Origin of the sequence: Lacticaseibacillus sp. 866-1 (assembly GCF_016861825.1) — a bacterium.
Taxonomy (GTDB): domain Bacteria; phylum Bacillota; class Bacilli; order Lactobacillales; family Lactobacillaceae; genus Lacticaseibacillus.
Genome location: NZ_BOLU01000056.1, coordinates 1 through 2562, shown reverse-complemented (window position 1 = coordinate 2562; position 2562 = coordinate 1). Strand labels below are relative to the sequence as shown.

Here is a 2562-nt window from a genome sequence, read left to right as displayed (position 1 = left end):
GCCTTCAGATCTGTTAGGCTATGAAGACTGCGTTAGAAGCGCAGGGTCCTTCCAGGACGCATGACAGGATGCTGCTATCACTTTCCTAACTTAATAAAGCGACTCAAAGCGGCGACGCAGCGAGGATAGCAGGCGGGGGCAACCCTGCGATAAAAGCCACCAGGGTTAAACCTGGTGGCAGGGGACACCATTTTGAGAGAAATGGTGTCCTTTGCGTGCCTTAAACCTTGTTTGCCGCTTCGCAGTTTCTAGAAAGTTTCAAGAAACTGCGATGTTTTTTCTTTTCGCTTGGCAGCTGCAGTTCTGGTACAATAGCGCCAGGCCATTGAATGGTCGTTATCAGAAGGGATGTGTGCTTATGTTGAGCATTGTAGCGGGCGTCGACCAGACACCGGAGGACTACAAAGCTTAGTCTTCCATGGATTACGGAGGACAGAAATTTTGAATTTTAAGAATTATGGCGATTATACTGCGCAGGCACTAGCGAGCGGCTTTTCGATTGCCCGCGTGATTGAAACCAGTCATCAGCAGTATATGATCATGACTGAGGCTGGGCCGTATCGTGCGCAGGTTGCCGGTCGCATGGCCAACCTCGCACTGGACGCCGAGGATTTTCCGACGGTTGGCGATTGGGTCCAAGTCAGGATGCCTGAAAATCAGGCCGACATGGCCACGATTGAGCGCCTGAATGACCGGACGTCCGTGTTTCTGCGCAAGGCTGCCGGCCGGCGCAGCGAACCGCAGCTGGTCGCGGCTAACGTGGACTGGCTGCTGCTGTGCATGGCGCTAGACGCGAACTTTAACCTGCGTCGGCTTGAACGCTATCTAGCAGTGGCCACAGCGTCGGGCGCGCAGGCGGCGATCGTGCTGACCAAAGCGGACCAGGCGACTGACTTAGCAGCGCAACTGGCTTCAGTGGCAGAAATCAGCGGCGCCGCGCAGGTGCTAGTGTGCGATGCCACCAAGCCGTCAGGGCTCAGTGAGCTGCAGAACTTTATGCAGCCGCAGCTGACGTATGCTTTTCTCGGCTCGTCTGGCGTTGGCAAGTCAACGCTGATCAATCATTTGATGGGGACGGCCAGCCTGGCGACGCAAACGGTGCGCGCAAGCGATAGCCACGGGCGCCATACCACTACCGCGCGGCAGCTGCTGGTGTTACCCAGTGGCAGCATCGTGATCGACACCCCGGGAATGCGCGAGCTCGGACTGCTGGCAGCGGATGTCGACGCGACCTTTGAAGACATTCAGGCGCTGGCGCAGCACTGCCGGTTCAGCGACTGCACCCACCAGCATGAGCCGGGGTGTGCAGTACAGGCCGCAGTGGCCCGAGGAGCGCTTAGTGCTGACCGATTGGCCAGCTACCAGCGGCTGAAGCAGGAACAGGCCCAAAACGTTGAGATGCGTGGTAAGGCCCGGGAGAATGCAAAAATTGACCGCATGTTTGGCAGTAAAAAGCAGATGAAGGCTTTTCGCCAGTCCGTCAAAGCCCGTCGACGCTAAGCTTGCTTGGCGTCAAAGCTAAGAATTGGATAAGCGACGCGCTTAGGCGCACTTGCCGGGATTTGATGCAGATTGCACTGATCCCGGCTTTTTGCTGAAAGATGAAGCCTTTACGATGAGGTCGATAAAGATTAAACTAACAGGCATTCCCATTGTCTGGAGGTGCATCATGCAGATTGCCGCATTTGAATCTGATCCGCACACAATTGCCGAACTGGTCGATCTCATTTTGTTTTGCCAGGACACAGAGGCCCGGCTTGGAATCACTATGGCTGAGCAGCCGGACGTGTTCGCGATTCCGGAATATTATCTGGCGTCTGGCGGCGGGTTCTGGGTTGCAAAAGATGACGCGGGGCATGTGACCGGGTGTATTGGCCTGCTAAAGCTGACGTCAACTACTGCAGTGCTCAAAAAGTTCTTTGTCTATCCCCAGTTTCGCGGTCGGCCGACTAGTCTGGGCTGGCAGTTGTATCAAGTGCTGATTCAGGAGGCCGTAGCAAAAGGCTTTACGCGCCTGGTGTTAGACACGCCAGAGGCCGAGCACCGCTCTCACCGGTTCTATGAGCGCCAAGGCTTTACGCGCTGTTGGCGTGAGGATTTAGGCGGCGACTACGCATTTCCGGACCGGGCGAGTCGGTTCTATCAGCTGGACCTGAAGGCTGAGTGAGCCGGTTACGCAGCGGCAAAACTTTTATGTTCGCGACCAAATGACCAGGACCCGACCGTATTTTTGGCAGGTTCTGGTCATTTTGGTGGGCACAAAAAAGCCACTCGATCTGATTCGAGTGGCAATCGTACATCTAGGACAATTTGGGTTTCAGCGGCGCCTGAATCCAAGAAGTACGGTGACTGCTTCTTGGCGGGAAGGGCCAGCCAGCTCAACCTTGACTACTTATATACACCTGGATTATTCACCTCGGTATTGGAGACATGAAATCGCATCTGGCCGGTCTGAAAGCAACGTTTGGAGCGTTGCGAATACTGACTGAGCGGAGAAGTTGGTGATCGATGCACCACGAACAGACCGACCCAGTTTTCGGCTCGACGCACGACCTATTCAGT

General features: G+C 55.2%; 2 protein-coding genes. Both read left to right on the top strand.

Translation table 11 applies throughout. The features are described 5' to 3' along the window. Nucleotides 1–441: 441 nt before the first annotated feature. Nucleotides 442–1500: a ribosome small subunit-dependent GTPase A gene (gene rsgA, locus JUE30_RS11150; RefSeq protein ID WP_203624883.1), complete on the top strand. Its 1059-nt coding sequence runs from the start codon at nt 442–444 to the stop codon at nt 1498–1500. Nucleotides 1501–1669: 169 nt separating this feature from the next. Beyond that, nucleotides 1670–2167 (top strand): GNAT family N-acetyltransferase, encoded by a 498-nt coding sequence (locus tag JUE30_RS11145; RefSeq protein ID WP_203624882.1) that lies wholly within the window; start codon nt 1670–1672, stop codon nt 2165–2167. Nucleotides 2168–2562: the final 395 nt, after the last annotated feature.